Here is a 19543-nt window from a genome sequence, read left to right on the forward strand (position 1 = left end):
GTATAAAACCAACGCGTTGTTATGAAAACTACACGATATTGTGGGGCATAGAGCGCCTGAGCATAGTACGGAAACCAATGCGCTGTTATGAAAGCTGCACGATGCAGTAGGGGCATAGAGCGCCTGAGCATAGTATAAAATCAACGAACTATTATGAAAGCAGTTGTCAGAAGTCTTGTCTTTTTGTTTTGCGTGCCGCTGTGCGCCTGTAAGAACGGGAACGCTTCCAATACCCGGATCTGCGGGGAAGCGGCGCAGGATACGGTAAAAGCAATCGTTTTGCCCGCCATTCCTCCTATGTTTACCACAATCGAGCAGCGGGCAGACTTTCTGGTAAAGCATTATTGGGATAACGTGAACTTTGCCGACACGAATTATATTCATCACCCCGATGTGACGGAGCAGGCGTGGGTGGACTACTGCGACCTGCTGAAGCATGTTCCTTTGTCTGTGGCGCAGGATGCCGTGCGGGCAACCATCAAGCGAACGGAGGCGGACAAGAAGGTGTTTGTTTACATCACCGATCTGGCAGACAAGTATTTGTACGATCCCAACTCGCCCATGCGCAACGAAGAGCACTACATCCCTGTGCTCGATGCGATGATCGCCTCCCCATTGCTGGACGAGACGGAGAAGATACGCCCCCGCGCCCGCCGCGAACTGGCGCAAAAGAACCGTCGGGGCACAAAAGCGCTGGACTTCTCGTACACAACGGCGTCGGGCGCGCAGGGTTCTTTGTATGGCGTGAAGGCCGCCTATACGCTGCTCTTCATCAATAATCCCGGCTGCTACGCCTGTACGGCGGCTATCGAAGAGTTGAAGACTGCCCCGACTATCAGTTCCCTTCATCGCAACAACCGGCTTGCCGTTCTTTCCGTCTATCCGGACGATGAACCGGAAGAGTGGAAGAAGCATCTGACGGATTTTCCGAAGAGCTGGATCAACGGGTACGACAAGCACACGGCCATCAAAAACCGGCAAATCTACGACCTGAAAGCGATTCCCACCTTATACCTTCTCGACAGGGAAAAGAACGTGTTGCTGAAAGACGCTACCGTGCAGGCAATCGAGGAGTACCTCTCGGCTACGGCTCGCTGAAGTAGTTTGCTGTCGTGGGTAGCGAGTCGATGAGTAGTGCCGGCTCTTTTGATTACTGTTCGCTGAAGAAACTTGCTGTCGTGGGTAGCGAGTTGATGGGTAGTGCCGGCTCTTCCGACTACTGTTTGCTGAAGAAGCTTGCTGTCGTGGGTAGTGAGTCGATGAGTAGTGCCGGCTTTTCCGACTGTCGCTCGCTGAAGTAGTTTTTTTCCCCTCATCATGAAAAGAGCAGGAGGCTTCTATTTGCTTTTCTTTGCCTGTTTGCTAACAGCGTATTTTTCTCCTTTCGCTATGAAAAGAGGGGGAAACTTCTATTTGCTTTTCCTTACTCTGTCTTGCGAACGATTGTTTTTTACCGTGACCGCAAAGGATGAATCCGAAAGGTCTGCGGTTGATACTTTTCACGTGTGACGTTTTTCTTTAATCATGAATGGAGAAAATCTCAGACATCGTTTCTCCGGACTGATTCTTTTTCCCCTCGTCATGAAAAGAGGGGGAAACTCCTATTTGATTTTCTTTACTCTGTCTTGCCAACAGCGTATTTTTCTCCCCTCGCTATGAAAAGAGCAGGAGACTTCTATTTCCTTTTCTTCGATTGTTTGCCGATGGCGGGCTTTTCTTTCGCCAGCGTGAAAAGGAACTCCAGTCCTCCTTCGGGACTGTGCTTGGCGGAGATGCTTCCGCCGTGTATGAGAACCGCGTTCTTCACGATGGCAAGTCCCAACCCCGTTCCGCCGAGCTTGCGCGACCGCCCCTTGTCTACCCGGTAGAACCGTTCGAACAGACGGCTCAAGTGTTCGGGCGGCACTCCCGCCCCCGTGTCGGCAAAGCTGAAATAATAGAATTGGTCGTCTTCGCGGAAGCAGCCGATGCGGATCTGTATGTCCGTGCCGGCATAAGCGATGGCATTGTCCGTCAGATTGCGGAAGATGGAGTATAGCAGCGAATGGTTGCCCCTGATGCGTATGCCCTCCTTCAGCGTGTTCGCCACGGTGATGCGCTTCTTCTCCAGCTCCAGCGACACTTCGCCGATGATGTCGCCCACAAGCGCGCCGATGTCCACCGTCTCCATGTCCGTCAGGTCGGCTGCCTCGTCCATGCGCGTGAGTACCGATATGTCGCGCAGCAGGCGGCTGAGGCGGTTGCTCTGCGCATAACACCGTTCCAGAAACGTATTCGCCTGCCCGTCGGAGATGCCCGGCGTGTTCAGTATGGTTTCCAGATACCCCTGTATGCTGCTGACGGGTGTTTTCAGCTCATGCGCTATGTTCTGCGTCAGTTGTCGTTTCAGGCGATTCTGCTCCTCCTCGCGTGTGATGTCGTTGATGGAAATCTCGAAGCTCGCGTCTTGAAAGAGGATGCACTCGACGTGGAACGTCCGTCCGCTTTTCGGGATAACGACCGAGAGCTTCTTTTCTCGTTTTCCGGCGGTGGGTTGCTTCCGGTTCTGGTTGATGAAGCGGGTAATCTCTTCGAACTCGGCGATGGCGAAGACTTCTTCGGTCGTTTCCAGATTCGAGTCGGCTATCAGGTTGCTGTACCGAATGAAGAGGTTGTTGGCCAGAATCTCCTTTTTGTTCCTGTCGAATATCCCCAGCCCTTCGCGCGAGATCCGGAGGTGGGTGATGAGTTTTTCGCGTTCGATGTAAAGCGCGTCTTTGGTTTCGTGCAGCCGTTCGTATATCCGGATGATATGCTGCGATATTTCGCCCAGTTCGTTGTGAGGGAAGGCCGCTTGCATTTCCGCGCTGATGGGTTCGTTGCGGTCCGCCCGCATGGCAAATTCGCGCAGCCGGCTGACCGAAGTCCCCAGCTTGCGCACGTACCGGTAGAACACCGCCATCAGCAGCAAAGTGATGAGCGCCGTAAACCACAAGTAGTGCGAGTCCGCCCGCAGGGTGTGGCTCAGACTGACGTTGTAGGGAAGCGCCGAGCGGACGATGCAGCGCGGAAAACGAGTGGCGGAATAGAAGTACGGCAGTCCGGTGGTTTCGGAAGTGCGGCGGACGTCGAACCCGTCTCCGTTTTTCACCGCTTTCCGCACCTCCGGACGGTTCAGGTGGTTCTCGGCGGGATGGTTCGGAGCGTGAAAGCTGTCGTACGCCACATCGCCTTGCAGACTGATGACGGTCACCCGAAGCTCTTTCAGCCCGTGCTTTCGTATATAGCCGTCGACGGATTCGCTCTCCGTCTTTCCATTCCCGTCCGTGTTTTCGCTCAACAGCTCGTACAGCCGCGCGTTGTGGTTTTGGAGTTGCGTGTGAAGCAATTCCACCTTATAGCTTTTCTCGCGGCGGTACTGGTAGGCGATGAAGCTCACGGCAAAGGCCAGAAACAGGGAAACCACCGAAAGGAACAGCTTCCGGCTGAAAGAAAGAATTCGTTTGCGGCGTACGGGCGTGTGCATGATGTCGGTCGTTATTCGGTTTCGAAACAATATCCGTATCCCAGCCGGGTGACAATGTTCTTGCCGTATTTCCCTATCTTCTTGCGCAGGCGGGTGATGTTCACGTCGACGGTGCGGTCGAGCACGTACACTTCGTCGGTCCACACGCGGTCGAGTATCTCCTCGCGCGAGAAGACACGCCCTTTGTTTTGCAGCAACAGCGAAAGAATTTCGAACTCCTTCTTCGTGAGCGGTGTCTCCTTGCCGTCGACGCTCGCTTTCTTCCTGCCTGCGTCGATGACGAGCGACTCATGCGCTATCGTCCTCGCGGAGGCTCCCGCAGAGTCGGCGGCAGTGCGCCGCAGCACGGCCTTCACCCGGGCGACGACCTCGCGCAGGGAGAAAGGTTTGGAAATGTAATCGTCGGCTCCCAGATTGAATCCGGTCATCGTGTCGTTTTCGGTATCTTTGGCAGTGATGAAGATAATCGGTATCGCGGCGGTCTTCTTGTCTTTCTTCAGCATGCTTGCCATCTTGAATCCCGATATCTCGCCCATCATCACGTCCAGCAGGATGAGGTGGTAGCTGCCGATGTCCATTCGCAGCGCTTCTTCGGCAGAGTTGGCGGTGTCTGCTTCGTATCCTTCGTTTTCGAGGTTGAACTTCAGTATCTCGCAGAGGTCTTCTTCGTCGTCGACGATCAAAATGCGGTAGTCATTCATAAGCGGCGCATGTTATATACATGTTATATATTAAGTGTAACAGCCCAAAGGTAGGCTTTTCGTTTCATTTCCGCAGCAAAATTGCGGAGATTTTGTTACAGCCCGGTGAAACAAATGTTACGATTGCATTACATTTTGTGGGGAGCTGTGCCGTTGTGTGGGAGCTGCACCATTGTGTGGGAGCTGCACCGTCGTGTGGGAATCTGCGCCTTTGTGTGAAAAGCTGTACCGTTGTGTGGAAAGCTGCTCCATTGTGTGAAAAGCTGCGCCTTTGTGTGGGAATCTGCGCCGTTGTGTGGGAATCTGCGCCTTTGTGTGGGAATCTGCGTCTTTGTGTAAAAAGCTGCACCATTGTGTGGAAAGTTGCATCGTTTTGTGGGAATCTGCGCCGTTGTGTGAAAAGCAAACCTCGTTGTGTGAAAGCAATCTCCGTTGTGTGAAAGCAATCTCCGTTGTGTGAAAGCAATCTCCGTTGTGTGAAAGCAATCTCCATTTAGTGAAAAACAAATCTCTGTTTTATGTGAAATGAATCTCTATTTTGTGTGAAACAAATCTCTGTTTCCCCTTTCATTTGATGATTGCATACTTATCGGGATAGTGTTGTCTTCTTGTTTCTTGCCGATTGTTTATCCTCTTGCAGTTTCACAAAGAAACGTTGCCGATGGAAGCTTGGGGCATGATGCCGGTTGTTTATCCTCTTGCAGTTTCACCCGCTTGATTCCTTGAAAAAAGCCTCTCTTGACTCGAATCTGAAAGATTTTGTCCGGTGGCTGGGAAAATACGCTTCCAATTTGTTATCTTTGCCTCATTAAAAACAGACTTTGCAAAAACAGACTTTGCCAAAATGACCATATCTATCGATTTCAAAAGATATAAACGGGAAATAACGGGGGCTTTCGTCGCTCTGCTGATTCTCATCGGGGGCGTGTCTCTGTTCAGGTACGCCTCTTCTGGTTCGGGATTTGAGATTGTGGACGATCTGGGAGGGAACATTTTCCCCTCGGCTATCCTCTCGGTAGCCACTACCGATGCACAGGTCATCGTGCCTTCCGATTCGGTGTACGTGGGCAATCCGAAGTCGTGCGTTGCCGTCAGGCTGAAATCTCGGAAGGCCTATACGCGGGTGCGTGTCGAAGTGGCGGGCACTCCTTTCTTCTCGCGCTCGGTTTCGGAGTTCGTGCTCGACAGGGCGAGAACGGAATATACCGTGTATCCCGACATCATCTGGAATTACGAAGCCTTGCGGAACAATGTGCAGGCGGAACCCGTGAGCGTGGCGGTGACCGTGGAGGTGAACGGCGAGGAGATGGGGCAGAAGGTGCGGACGTTTTCCGTGCGCAGCATCAACGAGTGCTTGCTGGGGTACGTTGCCAACGGAACCGACTTTCACGACACGAGCCTTTTCTTTGCCGCGTACGTGAACGAGGAAAACCCGCAGATCGACGCATTGCTTCGCGAGGCGCTCAATACGCGCATCGTCACCCGTTTTCTCGGCTACCAGAGCAAAGCTTCCGGGGCGGTGGACAAGCAGGTTTACGCGCTCTGGAACGTATTGCAGAAACGCCGCTTCCGGTACAGCTCGGTGTCGAACACCAGCCTGTCGAGCAATGTGGTCTACTCCCAGCGGGTGCGCACGTTCGACGATGCCTTGCAGTCTTCGCAGGTGAACTGTGTAGACGGTAGCGTTTTGCTGGCTTCGCTGCTTCGCGCCATCAATATCGACCCCATTCTGGTGCGTACGCCGGGACACATGTTCGTGGGCTACTACACAGATAATTCGCACAAGGAGAAGAATTTCCTCGAAACCACGATGATAGGCGATGTCGACCTCGACGATTTCTTTCCCGACGAGAAGCTCGACTCTACCATGGTGGGCAAGTCGCAGAACGAAATGTCGCTGCTCACGTTCGAGAAGTCGATGGAGTATGCCAACAAGAAATATAAGGAGAATGAAACGGGTATTCATTCCGGAAAGTTGAACTATATGTTCCTCGAAATATCGAAAGAGGTGCGGAGGAAAATACAGCCCATCGGGAAGTGACCCGGGAAGGAGACCGTCGCTATTGCGGAATAAGCAGTGGTGAAAAGCGGCAGTGAGGGAGCCGATGACAGAAAGCCTTCGCCTGCTTTCGAACAGCTTGGCTGCGGTCGAAAGCGGCAGTGTCGGAACCGATGAAAGAAAGCCTTCGCCTGTTTTCGAACAGCTCGGCTGCGGTCGAAAGTGGCAGTGGCGGAACCGCTCATAGAAAGCCTTCGCCTGTTTTCGAACGGCTTGGCTGCGGTCGAAAGCGGCAGTGTCGGAACCGATGACAGAAAGCCCTCACCCGTTTTCGAACGGCTCGGTTGCGGTGAAACCAGCATTGGCGGAACCGCTCATAGAAAGCCTTCGCCTGTTTTCGAACGGCTCGGTTACTGGTGAAAAGCGGCAGTGGTGGAGGAGTCGCAGAAACTTTCACCTGTTTTCGAACAGCTCGGTTACTGGTGAAAGCGGCAGTGGAGGAACGAATGAGCAAGAATTTAAGCGTTGACAAATATAGAATCCAGATAGAACAGAAAAGATGATGAAAGGCAAGAAATTTATCTCTCCCGGAGGATGGTTCGCTATCGTCTATCCTTCCGACTGGAGCGAGTTTGAGGATGGCGAAGGCTCTTTCCTCTTCTACAACCCCGATGTATGGACGGGCAATTTCCGCATTTCCGCCTATAGAGGCAAACCCGGATACGGACGTGAAGCCGTCAGGCAGGAGCTGAAGGCGTCCGGTTCGGCGTCTGCGGTGCGTGTGGGCGGGTTGGAGTGTGCTTACAGCAAAGAGACGTTTCAGGAAGAAGGCGCTTGTTACACGTCCCATTTGTGGGTTACGGGCGTGGGAAATACGGCTGTGGAGTGCTCTTTCACCGTGCCTGAGGGAAGGTCGGTGAAAGAAGCCGAAGAGGTGATCGCTTCTTTGCAGGTGCGCGAAGAGGGACGGAAATATCCCGCCGAGCTCATTCCCATCCGTCTCTCGGAGATTTATCAGGTGAACGAGGGGTACGAGTGGGTGGTGTCTGCCGTCAGCCGCGAACTGAAAAAGGAGTTTCAGGGAACCGAAGCCGATTTGGAGTATCTTCAGCAGCTTGTCGACAGCGGCAGGATAGGCACGAAGAAAAAAGAAGAATGGCTGGCTGTAGGCATTGCCGTCTGTGTCATACTCGCCAACGAGGTGGAAGGCATGGAGTGGGCCACGCTCGTCGACGGCAATCGCGAGGCGCCCGTACTTCGCTACAAGGAGGAGGTGATCGACCCGATGAAGATGGCATGGAGCAAGGTGAAAGCGGGTGAAGCCTGCAATGTGATCGAAGAATACAAGGCAGTGGTGGGCGGTTAGCGCAGCGTTGCCGGTTATAGGATATAACATAGAAATACGAATAATGACGCCTTATCTGCAAATAGACGGTCTGACCAAGTCGTTCGGCGACCTGGTTCTTTTTGAGAACATCTCTTTCGGCATTGCCGAAGGCCAACGCATCGGACTTATTGCCAAGAACGGAGCCGGAAAGACCACGCTGCTCAATATCATTTCGGGCAAGGAGGGATACGACAGCGGGAACATCGTTTTCCGTCGCGACTTGCGTGTGGGCTATCTGGAACAAGACCCCCGCTATCCCGAAGAGCTGACCGTGCTCGAGGCTTGTTTTCATCGGGGAAATGACGTGGTGGAGCTTATCAGGGAGTACGAACGCTGTATGGAGACCGAAGGACATCCGGGACTGGAAGAGCTGTTGGAAAGGATGGACCACGCCCGGGCATGGGAGTATGAGCGGAAGGCGAAGCAGATTCTTTCGCAACTGAAAATCAGCGATTTCAACCAACAGGTGAAGCAGCTTTCCGGCGGGCAGCTCAAACGGGTGGCGCTGGCCAATGTGCTGATTGCCGAACCCGATCTGCTGATTCTCGACGAGCCGACCAACCACCTCGACCTCGACATGACGGAGTGGCTGGAGGAGTATCTGCGCCGGGCCGGACTCAGTCTGCTGATGGTGACGCACGACCGTTATTTTCTCGACCGGGTCTGTTCGGAAATCATCGAGATAGACAACCGTCAGGTGTATTCGTACAAGGGAAACTACAGTTATTATCTGGAGAAACGGCAGGAACGCATCGATGCCAAGACGGTTGAGATAGAGCGGGCGAACAATCTTTACCGCACCGAACTCGACTGGATGAGGCGGATGCCGCAGGCGCGCGGACACAAGGCGCGTTATCGCGAGGAGGCGTTCTACGAACTCGAGAAAGTGGCGAAGCAGCGGTTGAGCAACGACCGGGTGAAACTGGAGGTGAAAGCCGCCTATATCGGCAGCAAGATATTCGAGGTCGACAGCCTTTGCAAGCGTTACGGCGACCTGAAGATTCTCGATGATTTCTCGTATATCTTCTCGCGCTACGAAAAGATGGGAATTGTGGGCAACAACGGAACGGGGAAATCTACCTTTATCAAGATTCTGATGGGGCAGGTGCAACCCGACAGCGGTACGGTGGACATCGGGGAAACTGTCCGTTTCGGCTACTACTCGCAGGAAGGGATGGAATTCGACGAACAGATGAAGGTGATCGACGTGGTGCAGGACATCGCCGAAGTGATAGAAACGGGCGACGGGAAGAGGCTCACCGCCTCGGAATTTCTCCGGCATTTCCTGTTTACGCCCGAAACGCAGCATAGCTACGTCTATAAGCTCAGCGGCGGAGAGAGGCGCAGGCTCTACCTGTGCACCGTGCTGATGCGCAACCCTAATTTCCTTGTGCTCGACGAGCCTACCAACGATTTGGACATCATTACGCTCAATGTGCTCGAAGAGTATCTGCAAAGCTTCAAGGGATGCGTCATCGTTGTGTCGCACGACCGTTATTTCATGGACAAGGTAGTCGACCACCTGCTGGTCTTCAACGGGCAGGGCGACATTCGCGACTTCCCCGGCAATTACAGCGACTACCGCGACTGGAAAGAGGCGAAAGCCGAGAAAGAGGCGGAAGCGGAGAAGCCTCGCGAAGAGAAAACGGCACGGGTGCGCCTGAACGACAAACGGAAGATGAGCTTTAAGGAAAAGCGTGAGTTCGAACAGATCGAGAAAGAGATAGCCCGACTGGAAACGGAGAAGGCGCAGATCGAAGAGCAACTTTGCAGCGGCACGCTTTCGGTCGGTGAACTGACGGAGAAGTCGAAACGCCTACCCGAAGTGAATGAACTGATTGACGAAAAGACGATGCGTTGGCTCGAACTGAGCGAACTCGCCGATTGAAAAGATGGAAAAATAGTTGGAAGAAACCGGCGGTAGTTTCTTTAAAACCTGAAACCTGAAGAGAATATGACGAATTTGACAAATTACCACAGTCACTGCCTGTATTGCGACGGGCGCGCGAATATGGAGCTTTTTATCCGTTTCGCCCTCAGCGAGGGGTTCACTTCTTACGGGATTTCCTCCCACGCCCCGCTTCCTTTTCCCACTGCATGGACCATGGAGTGGGAGTGTATGGACGATTATCTTTCGGAAATTTCCCGTCTGAAAGAGAAGTACGCCGGGCGTATCGAATTGCTTGCGGGGCTTGAAATCGACTATCTGGACGAGGAGCATAATCCCTCGTCGGAGCGTTTTCGAAGCTTGCCGCTCGATTACAGGATAGGGTCTGTGCACATGCTTCGCTCCATGGAGGGAAGGGTAGTGGATATCGACACCTCGCCCGAAAAGTTCCGGCAGTCGGTCGACCGTTATTTCGCGGGCGACCTCGATTACGTGGTTTGCCTGTATTACACAAATTCCATGCGCATGTTGAGAGCGGGAGGGTTCGACATTGTGGGGCATCCGTGCAAGATGCATTATAATGCTTCCCGCTATCGGCCCGGTCTGGAAGAAGAAGGTTGGTACAACGACTTGGTAAGCAGATTCTTTGAAGAGATTGCCCGTGGCGGATATATCGCCGAGATCAACACCAAAGCATACCGCGACGCAGGCGTGTTCTATCCTTACGAGCGTTACTTCCCGCTGATGAAAGAGCTGGGCATACGGGTACAGGTGAACAGCGACGTCCATTGTCCCGACCTTGTCAACAGCGGCCGTCCGGAAGCGTTAGCTGCCTTGAAGCGGGCGGGGTTCACTTCGGTGACAGAGTGGAAAGATGGCGGATGGACGGAGGTGGAGATAGGCCGTCACGCAGCTTCCCCGTTCGGTTGACCTGCGGCATCCTGTGCGTTTCAAAGCTGCGCACTCACTGCCTGCGCTTACTCCGGCATATCGGCGTAAGCATTGTCCGGGCTTCGGATTTCTTCGCTCTTCATAGCCGGATGCTCTGACGACATATCGGCGTAAGCATGTCCGGACTTCAGCCGGCTTGCACTTATTCCATCCGTTTGCATCCGTTTACCTGAAAGAACTCGTTCAGCGTTTCCTCATGGTTGCCCCGCACCATCACGTGGTGGTTGCCCAGCGGTGTCTTCAGGAAATAGTCCACCGGAGTATTCATCCGGATGCGCACCTGTGTACGGCACATATTCACGTAATTGGTGTTTTCCGTCAGGTTGCCCGTCGAAAGATAATACTCGTTCAGGCATTCGCCGCCGCATTTCACTATCGTCACCTCTCCGGTAGGCATCACTCCCTGTATGCCGATTCCCTTTTCCGTTTCGAAGTGGTTGCGCAGGATGTATGTGTCCGACTGCTTGAGCCCCACTGTGCAGTGCGACAGGATGAGGTCGTTTGCCGGGGTGTTGATCATCGAGGGGTTTGCCATAAAGCCGTCCTGCCCTGTCAGCGCCTTTACCGTCAGCAAGGTGAATACCGACTGCAAGTCTCCTTCGCATCCCGCCGTAATGCCTTCGTCGTTGAGTAACGAAAGCGCCAGATAGCCGGTCGTGTTGATCTCTTCGATCACTTTGAAGCAGCTTAGCGTGATGGCATCCAGTTTTTCTTCGTGGCACACCTGCTTGATGGCGCGGTACAGACGCATCGATTTCAGCAGTTCCTCAGGAGTTGCTTCGCGAAGCGCAATCGCCTGTGAGGCCACGGCAGCGCAGGCAGCTTCCACTTCTTTGTCTCCGATTCGTTGGAAATGCTCGTACACACGTTCCAGAGGAATATCCATGTATTCGATTCCCCAACGGCGTTTGGCGAGCAGGTAATCCACGTTGCTGGCTATCAGCCAGGGCGAAGGCGAACCGATTACGCCGATGCGCTTGCCCGACAAAGAGCGTTGCGCCCGGAAATTGTTGTACAAGGCATGGATCCGTTCTATCACGGAAGTGGGGGCGCCATGAAGTATTTCGCTTTTCATTCCCCGCATCCTCAACCATGCCGATATTTCCAGAGCGGCAGCCAACGAATTTTGCATACCGTCGGCTAATAAAATCGCGGGGCGCGGCAAATGTTCGAACTGCTGCATGACAAGTTTTTCCACCCCTCCGGTAGCGATGAAAATGATTTTGAAGTCATCGTCGCTCAGCCGGTCCGTGTGCCGGTAATCTACGAATCTGACGGTATAATGTTTTTTAAGTTCATTCAGGATGGCTTCATGAGAATGGTGTAAAGATAGTTCAGGTTGAAGCGGTGATTTAAACGAAATAAGATGTATTTCCATGGCCCTTGTTTTTGTATTTTAGGTGTCACAAATGTATGCTTTCTTTTTGTATTATCATAGTGTTTTTAGCCTTGATAAGTATTTTAAAGTTTTTATGTCTGTGTATTCAAATTATTGCTAACTTTGTGGTTCCATAATTATGATGACTAAACAATAAATCGAGAATTATCTTATGCCAACCATATCCATTCGCGGGAATGAGATGCCTGCATCACCTATCAGAAAGTTGGCTCCTTTGGCCGATGCAGCCAAGCAACGGGGAGTCCATGTGTTTCATCTGAATATCGGCCAACCCGATTTGCCTACTCCGAAAGCCGCGATTGACGCCATACGCAACATCGACCGCACGGTACTGGAATACAGTCCGAGCGCAGGTTATGCCAGCTATCGCGAGAAGCTGGTGGGGTATTACGCCAAATACAACATCCGTCTCACCGCCGACGATATCATCGTTACTTCCGGCGGGTCGGAGGCGGTTCTTTTCGCTTTTCTTTCGTGCCTGAACCCGGGCGACGAGATCATTGTCCCGGAACCCGCCTATGCCAATTATATGGCTTTCGCCATCTCTGCCGGGGCCAAGATACGCACCATTGCCACTACCATCGAAGAAGGGTTCGCTTTGCCGAAGGTGGAAAAGTTCGAGGAACTGATCAACGAGCGTACCAAAGCCATACTGATCTGCAACCCGAACAATCCGACAGGTTATCTGTATACCCGCCGGGAGATGAACCAGATACGAGACTTGGTGAAGAAGTACGACCTCTTCCTTTTCTCCGACGAAGTGTACCGTGAGTTTATCTATACCGGTTCGCCTTATATCTCCGCCTGCCATCTGGAAGGAATAGAGAATAACGTGGTGCTCATCGACTCCGTGTCGAAACGCTATTCGGAGTGCGGCATCCGTATCGGGGCATTGATCACAAAGAACAAAGAGGTGCGCGACGCGGTGATGAAGTTTTGTCAGGCGCGCCTGAGCCCTCCCCTGATCGGACAGATTGCGGCGGAGGCTTCACTCGACGCGCCCGAAGAGTATTCGCGTGAGACGTACGATGAATATGTGGAGCGCCGCAAATGCCTCATCGACGGGCTGAACCGCATTCCCGGCGTCTATTCGCCCATTCCGATGGGAGCTTTCTATACGGTTGCCAAACTTCCTGTCGACGATGCCGACAAGTTCTGCGCATGGTGTCTTTCGGATTTCGAGTACGAAGGGCAGACTGTTTTCATGGCTCCGGCTTCGGGTTTCTATACCACGCCGGGATCGGGCGTCAACCAAGTCCGCATCGCCTATGTGTTGAAGAAAGAAGACCTCACCCGCGCGCTGTTTATCCTGCAAAAGGCTTTGGAGGCCTATCCGGGACGAACGGAAGGATGATGCGCGATGAAAACGACAAGAGTGTGCAATGGCATTCGTTAAATCATACATAAAAGGTAGCCTTCCTTTTTTTCTGGCGAGGCGCATCTACCGTGAGAGCGACGGGGGGAAGCAGGTTTCGCGTCCGGCCGTGCTCATTGCCATGGCGGGCATTGCCGTCGGGCTGGCGGTGATGATCGTTGCGGTGGCGGTAGTGGTCGGTTTCAAGAGCGAGGTGCGCAACAAAGTCATCGGCTTCGGGTCGCACATCCAGATAACCAATCTCGACGCCGTGACGTCTTATGAAACACATCCGCTGGTGGTGGGCGACAGTATGATGGAGGCATTGAGGCGTTATCCCGAGGTGGAGCATGTGCAACGCTACGCTACCAAGCCGGGTATGATAAAGACCGATGAGGCTTTTCAGGGAATGGTGCTGAAGGGAGTTGGGAAAGAGTTCGACGCCCGCTTTATGAAAGAGCATCTGCTGGAAGGAGCGATACCCGCTTTCGGCGATTCCGCGTCCGCCAATCAAGTGCTTATCTCCAAGACTCTGGCCGACAAACTGAGGCTGAAAACTGGGGATAAAATCTATACGTATTACATTCAGGATGATGTACGTGCCCGCCGATTGACGATTGCCGGAATCTATCAGACCAATTTTGCCGAATATGACAACCTATTTCTGCTGACCGACCTTGCCCTCGTGAACCGGCTCAATCGTTGGCAGAACGATCAGGTGAGCGGCGTGGAGTTGCAGATACGCGATTACGACCGCTTGGAGGAGGTTACCTACCGGATAGCGGCGGATACGGATAATCGCCGTGACGCGCTTGGAGGAGTATATTACGTGCGCAATATCGAGCAGATGAATCCGCAGATATTCGCCTGGCTCGACCTGCTCGACCTGAACGTATGGGTGATTCTTTTCCTGATGATCGGCGTGGCAGGCTTCACCATGATTTCGGGATTGCTGATCATCATCATCGAGCGTACCCATATGATCGGGCTGCTGAAAGCTCTGGGAGCCGACAACTTTACCATACGCAAGACTTTCCTCTGGTTCTCCGTCTTTCTTATCGGCAAGGGGATGCTTTGGGGAAATGCGTTGGGGCTGGCGTTCTGTTTCGTTCAGTCGCGGTTCGGCGTTTTCACGCTCAACCCGGAGACTTATTATGTGGATACCGTTCCCGTCTCCTTCAACCTGTTGCTTTTCATGCTCATCAACGCAGGCACGCTTGCCGCCTCTGTCCTGATGCTGGTCGGTCCCTCTTTCCTGATCACCAAAATCCGTCCGGCAAGCTCCATGAGGTACGAGTAAGCCGTGACGCGAGGACGACTCCGAATCACCTTCTCATGAAGTCGCCCTTTCCTCTCAACCGTCGGTAGAGCTTGAACTTCAGAGTCTGCAAAGGCAAAAGAATGTCGAACACCGGCAGTGAGAAATAATACCTTCTGCCTCCTCCCAATTCTTTGGCTGCCCGGTTCACTACGACCGCTTGCAATGCGTAACGGCAGCACCAGACGCATAGGGCGACGCCTGCAACGAGCCAGTGGGCGTGCAGGATGCCCGAAACCATTCCCGCTATGCATACGGCATAGAGCATGAGGTAAGAGAACGTCTCAAATCCGCAAAGGTAGCGTTGGATGCCTTTGTAGAAGCGAGCCGTCGCCATGTAGCTTATCTTCTCTTCTTTCCATTCTTTGCGTGAGGCCGGCAGGATGCAGACAGTGGCGGACGGATCTGTCTCCACACGCGTGTTCGAGCGGGTTACCGAATGGTTTATGAACAGATCGTCTTCGCCCCGTTGCAGGTTCAGGTAAGAAGAGAATCCTTTCTGGCGGAAGAACACCTCTTTGCGATAGGCGAGGTTGCGGCCGATACCCATGTACGGACAGCGGGCGAGGGCGAAGCCCAGATAGCGCAAAGAACGGAACAGATTGTCGAATGCCGTCCGTTTGTGAAACCATCCCTTCGTGCGGGCATATCCGCTGTAACCCAATACGATTTCCGTCTCCGGTGTGAAATTCCGCGCCAGCATCTTCAGCCATTGGTTGCTTGCCGGTGTGCATCCGGTCTCCGTAAATACCAGCCAGTCGTATCTGCTTGCCTTGATTCCCAAGGTCAAAGCCAGTTTCTTGTGACTGATGTACCGGGCCGTGTTCGGCGTGAAGCTGTGGTACAGATGGGGATACTTTTCTTCGAGCACGCCAAGCACGTCTTCGGTGTCATCGGTCGATCCGTCGTTGATGACAATCACTTCGAAGCAAGGATAATCCTGCTCCAGAACGGCGGGAAGCATCTTGCGCAGGTTGTCGGCCTCGTTGCGCGCGCAAATCACCACCGAAAGCGGTTCGAAATCCGCTGCAAACGTTAGTTTGTTTTTGCCTGCGGCTTTGTTGCGGACATATATACGATTGTATAAACCTAAATAATAAATAAGTTGAATTGCGAAAAGAACTCCGGCCGCCGATGTTAAAATCAATTCGGCCGTGTTGAACGTAAATGCTTCCATCTATTTGTCTATGTAGTAATGTTTATTACATGCAAATGTAAGCCTTTTCGGGAAGATTTTCCCTATTTGTAGAATCTTATTTTCCCATTGTCCAGATATTCTCTTTTCAGTATGTCGACAAACAGAAAGAATAGGGAGAGAAGCAGCGGACCGAAGATGACTCCCATGAAACCGAAGAGCGGAAGTCCGATGACAACTCCGAATACGGTGATGAGCGGATGGATGTCCGCCATTTGCTTCTGGATGATAAACCGGATGAGGTTGTCGGAGTTGGATACAATGATAATTCCGTAGGCGGCTATCCCGATGGCTCCGAACCAGTCGTCGCTGAGCGCCATGTAGATGGCGGCGGGCAGCCATACGATTCCCGAGCCTACTACCGGTATGACGCTTGCAATGCTGGTGAGCACACCCAGAATGATGGCGTTGGGAACCCCGAATATGAAAAAGCCGACTGTCGCCACAGCTCCCTGTATCAACGCCAGCAGAGGGATTCCGATGGCATTGGAGCGGATGATCATATTGATTTCGTTGGTCACATTCAGCCTGTTTTCTTTATTGAAAGGAAGCAGTTCGCTCACATATTTTTCCATTCGTTCTCCTCCCATCAACATGAAATAGAGCACGAAGATGAGCACGAAGATGTTGATTACGAAACTCCCGATTCCGCCCATTACGGCCTGTCCGATACGCGGAAGCTGGGCTAACAGGAAAGAGAGCGCGTCGCCTCCCAATATGTCGTATCCCGTTTTCTTCCGGATAGCGGCAGCCAATTGCTCTATGGGAGCGATGAATGATTGCGGATCCAGATTGATGTCTTGCAGTTTGTTCACCAGCATCCAAACGATTAGCGAGAGCGGAACCAAAAAGAACAGAATCGCCTCTACGGTAATGATAGTCGCTCCGATAACCCGTTTCATTCTTCGTTTCTTGGTGAGATAGAACATTTGTCCCCGTACGAGGGTATAGATGGTCAGCGCTCCAAGCAACCCTCCTATGAAAGGAGTCATCTGTCTCAAGATAACAATTCCTATCAGCAGGATGATGCTGATGAGCGAATATTTCCGGTATTTGTCGGTAAAGTCCATGACACGTATCTTTGTTGTTCATTAAAAATAACACGAAAAAGGAGAAAAAAGTTTATTCGTCCGCTTTTTTCTTTCATCGTTTCAGTCGTACGATTTCGCTTTCCTGCTATGGGGCGAAACAGTAGCTATTTTTTATTTTTTATCGTCGCAAGCGTTCGGTTTTGCTTTCTTATCACAGGGCAAAGCAGTAGCCGGGTCTTCTCTTTCACTTCAAAGAAGTCTGGTTGTACATCGAAGCTGATAGGCGAAGCAGTAGCCGGTTTTTTACTTTTCATCGTCGCAAGCGTTCGGTTTTGCTTGTCTGCCACAGGGGGAGCAGTATCTTGTTCCTCTTTTTCATCGTTTCGGTCGTACGATTTTGCTTTTCTGCGGCAGGAAAAAGCGACATTCGGTTTCTTTTTTTACTGTCGTAAGCTTTCGGCACATAATAAACACTACTGAATCGAAGTAAGCAGGGCTTTCTTTTGCTACTGTCGTAAGCTTTCGACTTGCAGAAAAGGCGGGAATCGCTGTCGCTTTGCCGCGCCGTTTCTTCTTCCCCCTTTTGCCCTGCGTTTACTTGGTTTGCAGTTCAGGCACGAGCACGAATCCGGTTTCGGGGAAGTGCTTGCCGAGATATTCGCGGATAAACTCCATCGTATCGTTCTGTATGGTTTTGTCTTCCACCGGCGGATACAGGTTGTATGCCACCGTGTCGAGGGTGATGCCTCGCCGCTGTATGGCCTCGAAGCTGAGTAGCGTATGGTTGATGCTTCCCAGTTTGCCGGAGGTGACGAAGATGAGCGGATAGCCCTCCCGCGCGATGTAGTCGATGGTCAGAAGCTCCTTCGTCAGCGGAACCATGAGTCCGCCCGCCCCTTCCAGCAGTACGGCGTCGTAGCGTTCGCTCAGTCTTTCGGTCGCCTCTTTTATCTTGCGGAAGTCGATCGCGCGGTTGTCGATGCGGGAGGCGAGGAGCGGCGAGGCGGGATACGAGAAAATCTCCGGCATGGTCCATCCCTTCTCATCCTCTTCGGTGAACGGGATTCCCATGATGCGACGGTGCAGGTCGATGTCTTCCGAATGCCCCACGTTGCCCGTCTGAATGAATTTCTGGGTGATGGTGCGCCGTCCCGCCCTGTTCCATTCGCGGGCGATGAAGGCTGTGGCATAGCTTTTTCCGGCATCCGTGTCGATGCCGCTGACGAAATATACATTCTGTTTCATTATTCTTTCTTTTTAGCGATTATATAAATAGGGTGATAAGTGAGCGATACGGAATGGTCGCGACGAAAAAGGCGGTCGTACCGCTCGCAGAACTCGTGTAGGTCGCGGCGTGTCCACGGACGTGTCGCTCCACCTTCTTGTCCGGTCGGAATAGAGCCTCTGTTCGACTGAAATGGAGCGTTCACTCCGGTCTGTTTGAGGTGGTAAAGCACCTCGATAGAGCCTCTGAATGCAAGCGGTATGATTTCCTCCTCCGAGTGTATGATGTCGAAGCGGGGCGACAAAGCCTTTTCCAGCTCTTCCAACGATCGGTACGGAAGTCCGTTGCCGGTGAGCGTTCTCACTTCGCGCATGTTTTCCTTCCCGAAGGTGCTGAACGCAAAGTACCCCCGGCTGCGGAGCAGGGCGTTGCAACGCTCGAAGAATTTTTCGGGCGATTCGAACCATTGCAGCGCAGAGCAAGACGTGATCAGGCTCGTACCGGCGGGGAACGGAATTGTTTCGGCGTCGCCGGGCAGGAAAGAAACCCGGTGTTCTTTCAGCAGATCTCCGCAACACGCTTCCATCTTCGGGCAGAGGTCGTTCAGAAACAGCCTGCGGGGGCGGAAAGCGTCGAACAGCAGGCGGGAGTAAGTCCCCGTGCCGCATCCGAACTCGATTACTTCCGGGCATGGAGAGGGGATGTGCGTTTGCAGCAGCCCGATCATTTTGCCGGCTATCCGGCGTTGTACGTTCGCTTCGCGCGGGTAAGTCGCCGCCGCTTTGCCGAAACGTTCGGCTATCAGTGATTTATCCATGTACGTTTGTTATCTGTCGGTTGGTCAATAGGTTTTCGAAAAGAGAGCGGCTGTAATGGGCGGCTTCGGTCTGCGTCACGTCTGTCGTGCCCGCCCATGCCCTCAATTGGTTTGCCGGCGGGAAAATCCGGTCGCTGGTTCCCACCACCGCCTGTCGCCACCGGAATGCCGAAGCCGGGAGCGCATCGTATTGCCTGCGGATGGATTCGAGTTCTTCCTTCAGCTCTTCCGCAGTCCGTTGCGGCATCACATCCGCAAAGGCCTCGTACTCGTCCGCCGAGCCGCACATTCTGCGGCGGAACTTCCTCAGGGTCTGCTCGTTGAGCCCTTGCAACGTCCCCTCGAAGATGGAAGGAGGGATGCCCCTCGTTTCGTCGATGGGGTAGGGAGTGCCGTTGATCGCTATGCTTTGGGTGACGGGGAGGTCGGGAAACCGGCGCATGACTTGCGTAGCCGTCCATACCCCCATCGACCACCCGATGAGGGTGATGCGGGAGTAGGCTTGCAGCAGGGTGTCGTCGAACTCCGGCGAGCGGTAGTCGTAGCAGATCATCCAGTCGCACCCCGCAGGACGTATGCGGGCGAACGGGCGTTCGTTCATCCCCCAGCCTGCGAAGAAAAGCAGCAGTTCCGGTTCGTTATTTTTTATCATAAACAGTTGCTCCATCGGTTTATCGTTTTTTCAGTCGGTCTATATTATTTTTTTTATCGGTTAGTTTATACACTTCTTTCAGTTTGTTTACGCTTTGTCAAGCCGGTTTGTCTTGCTTTTA

General features: G+C 52.9%; 16 protein-coding genes and 1 pseudogene. 9 read left to right on the plus strand and 8 right to left on the minus strand.

The window, feature by feature from the left end; genetic code table 11:
- The first annotated feature begins 153 nt into the window (after nt 1–153).
- Entirely contained in the window at nt 154–1098 is a 945-nt protein-coding gene (locus tag C234_RS0112985; protein WP_027326102.1) for a DUF5106 domain-containing protein, read from the plus strand.
- Nucleotides 1099–1112: 14 nt separating this feature from the next.
- The gene (locus tag C234_RS17610; RefSeq protein WP_152532493.1) at nt 1113–1301 is read left to right on the plus strand and encodes a hypothetical protein; all 189 of its coding nucleotides are present in this window, start codon (nt 1113–1115) and stop codon (nt 1299–1301) included.
- 374 nt (nt 1302–1675) lie between these two features.
- Here C234_RS17610 and phoR read toward each other — a convergent pair.
- Both phoR and phoB read right to left on the minus strand, forming a co-directional pair.
- Nucleotides 1676–3536 (minus strand): annotated as a pseudogene (phoR, locus tag C234_RS16515) (two-component system sensor histidine kinase PhoR).
- On the minus strand, nt 3517–4206 hold the full coding sequence (phoB, locus tag C234_RS0113000) for a two-component system response regulator PhoB (protein WP_027326104.1): 690 nt from the start codon (nt 4204–4206) through the stop codon (nt 3517–3519). Before phoB ends, phoR begins: the two are co-directional and overlap by 20 nt.
- A gap of 844 nt (nt 4207–5050) precedes the next feature.
- Between phoB and C234_RS0113005 the strand changes: the two genes are divergently transcribed.
- From C234_RS0113005 to C234_RS0113025, 5 genes are all read left to right on the plus strand, one after another.
- A complete protein-coding gene (locus C234_RS0113005; protein WP_021646923.1) occupies nt 5051–6247 on the plus strand; it encodes a hypothetical protein in 1197 nt (398 codons plus the stop codon).
- A gap of 186 nt (nt 6248–6433) precedes the next feature.
- Nucleotides 6434–6625 (plus strand): hypothetical protein, encoded by a 192-nt coding sequence (locus C234_RS0113010; RefSeq protein ID WP_154656427.1) that lies wholly within the window; start codon nt 6434–6436, stop codon nt 6623–6625.
- A 142-nt stretch (nt 6626–6767) separates the two neighbouring features.
- Nucleotides 6768–7571: a DUF3805 domain-containing protein gene (locus C234_RS0113015; RefSeq protein ID WP_027326106.1), complete on the plus strand. Its 804-nt coding sequence runs from the start codon at nt 6768–6770 to the stop codon at nt 7569–7571.
- Nucleotides 7572–7614: 43 nt separating this feature from the next.
- The gene (locus C234_RS0113020) at nt 7615–9480 is read left to right on the plus strand and encodes an ABC-F family ATP-binding cassette domain-containing protein (RefSeq protein ID WP_027326107.1); all 1866 of its coding nucleotides are present in this window, start codon (nt 7615–7617) and stop codon (nt 9478–9480) included.
- 66 nt (nt 9481–9546) lie between these two features.
- Nucleotides 9547–10410 (plus strand): histidinol-phosphatase, encoded by an 864-nt coding sequence (locus C234_RS0113025; protein ID WP_027326108.1) that lies wholly within the window; start codon nt 9547–9549, stop codon nt 10408–10410.
- Between the two features lie 163 nt (nt 10411–10573).
- On the opposite strand, the gene C234_RS0113035 is transcribed toward C234_RS0113025, so the two are convergent.
- Entirely contained in the window at nt 10574–11809 is a 1236-nt protein-coding gene (locus tag C234_RS0113035) for a fucose isomerase (RefSeq protein WP_027326109.1), read from the minus strand.
- A 172-nt stretch (nt 11810–11981) separates the two neighbouring features.
- Between C234_RS0113035 and C234_RS0113040 the strand changes: the two genes are divergently transcribed.
- Nucleotides 11982–13184 carry a pyridoxal phosphate-dependent aminotransferase gene (locus tag C234_RS0113040; protein ID WP_021646915.1) on the plus strand — a complete coding sequence of 401 codons (1203 nt, stop codon included), beginning with the start codon at nt 11982–11984 and terminating at the stop codon, nt 13182–13184.
- A gap of 28 nt (nt 13185–13212) precedes the next feature.
- Nucleotides 13213–14484, plus strand: coding sequence for an ABC transporter permease (locus C234_RS0113045; RefSeq protein WP_027326110.1), 1272 nt, complete (start codon nt 13213–13215; stop codon nt 14482–14484).
- Nucleotides 14485–14509: 25 nt separating this feature from the next.
- Here C234_RS0113045 and C234_RS0113050 read toward each other — a convergent pair whose 3' ends face one another.
- The 5 genes from C234_RS0113050 to C234_RS0113070 all read right to left on the minus strand — a co-directional run bounded on the left by C234_RS0113050 (nt 14510) and on the right by C234_RS0113070 (nt 19437).
- Nucleotides 14510–15679, minus strand: coding sequence for a glycosyltransferase (locus tag C234_RS0113050; RefSeq protein ID WP_027326111.1), 1170 nt, complete (start codon nt 15677–15679; stop codon nt 14510–14512).
- Nucleotides 15680–15741: 62 nt separating this feature from the next.
- A complete protein-coding gene (locus C234_RS0113055) occupies nt 15742–16767 on the minus strand; it encodes an AI-2E family transporter (RefSeq protein ID WP_027326112.1) in 1026 nt (341 codons plus the stop codon).
- Nucleotides 16768–17322: 555 nt separating this feature from the next.
- Nucleotides 17323–17973, minus strand: coding sequence for a dethiobiotin synthase (bioD, locus tag C234_RS0113060; protein ID WP_027326113.1), 651 nt, complete (start codon nt 17971–17973; stop codon nt 17323–17325).
- Nucleotides 17973–18770 carry a malonyl-ACP O-methyltransferase BioC gene (bioC, locus tag C234_RS0113065; RefSeq protein WP_027326114.1) on the minus strand — a complete coding sequence of 266 codons (798 nt, stop codon included), beginning with the start codon at nt 18768–18770 and terminating at the stop codon, nt 17973–17975. The genes bioD and bioC overlap by 1 nt, the downstream gene beginning before the upstream one ends.
- Nucleotides 18763–19437 (minus strand): DUF452 family protein, encoded by a 675-nt coding sequence (locus tag C234_RS0113070; protein WP_027326115.1) that lies wholly within the window; start codon nt 19435–19437, stop codon nt 18763–18765. Before C234_RS0113070 ends, bioC begins: the two co-directional genes overlap by 8 nt.
- Nucleotides 19438–19543 lie beyond the last annotated feature (106 nt).

The sequence above is a fragment of the Bacteroides pyogenes DSM 20611 = JCM 6294 genome, assembly GCF_000428105.1.
Classification (GTDB): Bacteria; Bacteroidota; Bacteroidia; order Bacteroidales; family Bacteroidaceae; genus Bacteroides; species Bacteroides pyogenes.

Excerpts from the sequence above, each read along its gene's own strand:
- C234_RS0113025 (WP_027326108.1), top strand. The coding sequence starts at position 9,547 with ATGACGAATTTGACAAATTACCACAGTCACTGCCTGTATTGCGACGGG.
- C234_RS0113070 (WP_027326115.1), bottom strand. The coding sequence starts at position 19,437 with ATGGAGCAACTGTTTATGATAAAAAATAACGAACCGGAACTGCTGCTT.
- C234_RS0113015 (WP_027326106.1), top strand. The coding sequence starts at position 6,768 with ATGAAAGGCAAGAAATTTATCTCTCCCGGAGGATGGTTCGCTATCGTC.
- C234_RS0113055 (WP_027326112.1), bottom strand. The coding sequence starts at position 16,767 with ATGGACTTTACCGACAAATACCGGAAATATTCGCTCATCAGCATCATC.
- C234_RS0113020 (WP_027326107.1), top strand. The coding sequence starts at position 7,615 with ATGACGCCTTATCTGCAAATAGACGGTCTGACCAAGTCGTTCGGCGAC.
- bioD (WP_027326113.1), bottom strand. The coding sequence starts at position 17,973 with ATGAAACAGAATGTATATTTCGTCAGCGGCATCGACACGGATGCCGGA.
- phoB (WP_027326104.1), bottom strand. The coding sequence starts at position 4,206 with ATGAATGACTACCGCATTTTGATCGTCGACGACGAAGAAGACCTCTGC.
- C234_RS0113040 (WP_021646915.1), top strand. The coding sequence starts at position 11,982 with ATGCCAACCATATCCATTCGCGGGAATGAGATGCCTGCATCACCTATC.
- bioC (WP_027326114.1), bottom strand. The coding sequence starts at position 18,770 with ATGGATAAATCACTGATAGCCGAACGTTTCGGCAAAGCGGCGGCGACT.
- C234_RS0113035 (WP_027326109.1), bottom strand. The coding sequence starts at position 11,809 with ATGGAAATACATCTTATTTCGTTTAAATCACCGCTTCAACCTGAACTA.
- C234_RS0113005 (WP_021646923.1), top strand. The coding sequence starts at position 5,051 with ATGACCATATCTATCGATTTCAAAAGATATAAACGGGAAATAACGGGG.
- C234_RS0112985 (WP_027326102.1), top strand. The coding sequence starts at position 154 with ATGAAAGCAGTTGTCAGAAGTCTTGTCTTTTTGTTTTGCGTGCCGCTG.
- C234_RS0113045 (WP_027326110.1), top strand. The coding sequence starts at position 13,213 with ATGGCATTCGTTAAATCATACATAAAAGGTAGCCTTCCTTTTTTTCTG.
- C234_RS0113050 (WP_027326111.1), bottom strand. The coding sequence starts at position 15,679 with ATGGAAGCATTTACGTTCAACACGGCCGAATTGATTTTAACATCGGCG.